Source organism: Acidobacteriota bacterium (assembly GCA_022340665.1).
In the GTDB taxonomy this organism is placed as follows: Bacteria; Acidobacteriota; Thermoanaerobaculia; order Thermoanaerobaculales; family Sulfomarinibacteraceae; genus Sulfomarinibacter.
The window spans coordinates 1-3,574 of sequence record JAJDNM010000016.1 but is presented as its reverse complement, the minus strand read 5'-3'; the positions used below and the strand labels follow the sequence as shown (position 1 = coordinate 3,574).

The 3,574-nt window shown below is 63.3% G+C and carries 3 protein-coding genes; 1 reads left to right on the top strand and 2 read right to left on the bottom strand.

Features of this window, described 5'->3' with window-relative positions; all coding sequences use genetic code 11:
- A partial coding sequence (locus LJE93_02530) for an amino acid racemase (protein ID MCG6947778.1) occupies positions 1–545 on the bottom strand: 545 nt, incomplete at its 3' end.
- Between the two features lie 88 nt (positions 546–633).
- Positions 634–1,617, bottom strand: a complete 984-nt coding sequence (locus LJE93_02525) for a hypothetical protein (protein MCG6947777.1) — start codon at positions 1,615–1,617, stop codon at positions 634–636.
- 298 nt (positions 1,618–1,915) lie between these two features.
- Here LJE93_02525 and LJE93_02520 point away from each other — a divergent pair.
- A partial coding sequence (locus LJE93_02520) for a serine/threonine-protein kinase (GenBank protein ID MCG6947776.1) occupies positions 1,916–3,574 on the top strand: 1,659 nt, incomplete at its 3' end.

Sequence of the window (3,574 nt, the reverse complement as noted above, 5' to 3'; positions counted from 1 at the left end):
GCCAAAGCACTGCAGGCGTCCTCGGTGACGCCGTCCAACTTGACTGAATCCAGGGCATCCATCACTGCGAACTGCACACCCGATTCCGGCGGAGCCAACGGATTGAGGCCGACCTCTTCGAGTGCATCGTGATACAGGCGTGACCGCAACGTCCCGTCGGTCGCCACCAGGCCGACCGTGGCGCCACTCCCATATGCCTTTCGGGCACGACGCGCCGTTTCCCCGACCATGTCCGCGACAGGGATATCTACCGCCGCCCGCACGTCGTCCAGAAAGGCGTGCGCCGTGTTGCAGGGAATGCCGATGATCTCGGCCCCGGCTGCTTCGAGGTTGCGCGCGGTCTGTCCGAGCGCCTCGACGATCGGCCCCGTCTCCCCGGAGAACAGCGCCTCGGTGCGATTCGGGATCTTCGGGTTGGAGTCGATCACCACGCGGAGGTGGTCCTGCTCCACCGCCGCCGGGGTGCACCTCGTGATTCGCACCAATAGCTCGGCAGTCGACTCCGGACCCATCCCGCCGAGGACTCCAATCACCTTCTCGCCCATGGCCCTCATTCTACGCGGGGAATGACCGAAAAATGTCCAGTACTCAACTGCCACTGGCTGATCGAGACCGCGCCCGCCGTCGGTTGGTTTATCTGATGATCGACGTCAGCACCTCGATCGGCGTGTCGGAGTGATTCGAGATCTGGGGATAGGTGGGGTACCACGAGCCGCCGATGTTGTTGGTGATGACCGAGCGGTCGATGACGACGTCGCCCGAGTGGTCGTTGGTGACGAAGAAGATCGCGCTGCCATAGGCGTTGACCTGGTTGGACTCGATCCGTGTGCCGCACACGGAGAGCGTCATGGTATTGCCGTCGTTGTAGATCGCGCCGCCGCTGCCGCCACCCGGAGTGCCGGGCTGCGCCGGATTGCCGCCGTTGCCGATCGCTTTGTTGCTCCGGAAGGCGGTGTTGATGATCGACCACGAGACACCGATACTGCTGATACCTCCGCCGTTGGAGCAGGTGTTGCCGTTACCGCCCGCTCCGCCGAACTGCGAGTTGACGACGTAGACCGGGAGTCCCTCGTACTGGCTGAACACGCGGATCCCCGCGCCGCCGACATCGGGCCCGACGTCGGCGCAGACGTTGTTGAAGAAGGAGCAATTGACCACCTTGAACCGGCCGCCGCGAACCCAGATCGCCCCGCCTCCGTCGTACTCGAGTTCGTTCTTGGAGTTGCCGTTGATGAAGGTCAGGTTCTGCACCGTGAGCCGCGGGTGGTCCTGGTTCTGGCAGTGGGACGTGGTCCACACCTGATCCGGGTCACAGGTGTTCATGTAGAGGATGCGGCGGACACCACCGCCGCTCAACGTGATCAGACCGCCGCCGTCGATCACGATCTCCGGTCCGGTATTGTTGAAGACCTTGGCCGTCTGGTCGAGGACGATCGTGACCGGATCCGGACCGCAGTCGAAGGTGATGATGCCGCCCTGTGCCACCGCACTGACGAATGCGGCCGAGGTGCAGCTGCCTGGAGTCCCGTCGCCGATCACGATGGTCGGGCTGGACACGTCTTCGAGTCCCGCTCCCGGTGGAACTGCACAAGGTGCCACGAGATCGGACCAGGTCAGTCGGCCCGCCTCTTCGAAGCCATCGCTGAAGACCTCCTGCGTGGTGCCTGGCCCTGCCGCCACAAGCAAACACACCGCTACTGCCAGAATCGTCTCGCTTTGCGCGTTCAGGGGTGGGATCCGACCGGTCTTCACACGTCAAGAATACATCCGGACGCCGGCACGAAAAGTGTGTCCCATCACTGGCAATCCTCATCATCGAAGACGCATCAGTGCCAGGCCTTTCATCAGACCTCGGATCGCCGCAACCGGCCCAGCCGAGTGGCATAAAACCAGATTCTCGTGTAATATTGCGACGATGTCTCTAAATTCGGGTGCGACGCTTCTTCACTACCGTCTCGGTGACAAGCTCGGCGAGGGCGGGATGGGTATCGTCTGGAATGCCACCGACACCACCCTCGACCGCGAGGTGGCAATCAAGGTCCTGCCCGAATCGCTTTCCGAGCATTCGGACCGGCTGGCGCGCTTCGAACGTGAGGCGAAGCTCCTCGCCTCGTTGAATCACTCCAATATCGCCGCCGTCTACGGTCTCCACGAAGGCCAGGACGGCGAGCGATTCATCGCCATGGAGCTCATCCCCGGCGAAGACCTCGCCGCGATACTCGAGCGCGGGCCCCTGACCGTGGACAAGGCACTCGATTACGCCGGCCAGATCGCCGATGCGCTGGAGGCGGCTCACGAACAGGGTGTCATCCACCGCGACCTCAAGCCCGCCAATATCGTCATCACCCCGGACGACCGCGTCAAGGTCCTCGATTTCGGTCTCGCCAAGACCCTCGAAACCGATCCGGCTTCCGGGTCACCCGATCCTTCCATGTCGCCGACGTTGACCAGCGCCGGCACCGTGGCCGGCATGATGCTCGGAACTGCGGCCTACATGTCTCCGGAGCAGGCACGTGGCCAGGCGGCCGACAAACGTTCCGACATTTGGGCCTTCGGCTGTCTGCTGCACGAAATGTTGACCGGAGAGCGCGCCTTTCCCGGCGGGACCGTCACCGACACTCTGGCGGCGGTACTGACACTGCAACCAGACGCGTCCGCCATTCCGCGTGACACCCCCCGCTCCATCCGACGACTGATCGAGCGTTGCACCGAAAAGGAGGTCCGTCGCCGTCTGCGGGATATCGGCGAGGCGCGCATCGCGATCGAGGACGCCGTCGCGGGTGAAGACGAAGGCGCCTTCGAATCGGAGTTTTCCACCGGAATCGAGGTCCCACGAAGGACAGCACCGTGGTTGATAGCGGCGATCGCAGGCGCGATTGCAGTTGGTGCGGTGACGATGCTCGCCCTGCGAGGTGACTCGGGCGAGCCGAGGATCGGCAAGTTCTCGATCCAGTTTCCCTACGCCGCAGCTCCGCGGTATGGCGACGGGCGGGCGCTCGCCATCTCCCCCGACGGCCAGGTCATCGTCAGTAGCGCCGAGGGTGGATCGGACGATCAGCTCTACATCCGCAGGATCGACGATTTCTCGGTCAGGGAGATCACGACGGCGCGCAGCGCTCGCCTCCCCTGCTTTTCACCGGACGGAGAGTGGATCTCTTTCGCCACGACCGAAGGTCTGTGGAAGGTCAATCTCGCCGGCGGCCCGCCGACCAAGCTCGGAGCCTTCAGCGCCTTCCCGCTCGGCGTGACCTGGTCGCCCGACGGTTTCATCTACTTTGTCTCGTCACGTCGCCTCTACAGAGTTTCCGAAAACGGCGGCGAGATCGAAGATATCGAGCTCGAAGATCTGAAGTCGCGAACCTTGTGGAGCCCGACCGCCCTGCCGTCCGGCAAGGTCCTTCTGCTCTCGGCTGGAGAGCGGGCCAACGCAACCCTGGTCGCCCTCGACCTTGAAAACAACAGGGTCAAAGAGCTCGGGCTGCAGGGTGCCGATCCACGCTATCTGCCGACCGGACACCTGCTTTTTTCGAATGACAACCAGGTCTTCGCCGTTCCATTCGACGTCGATGCCCTC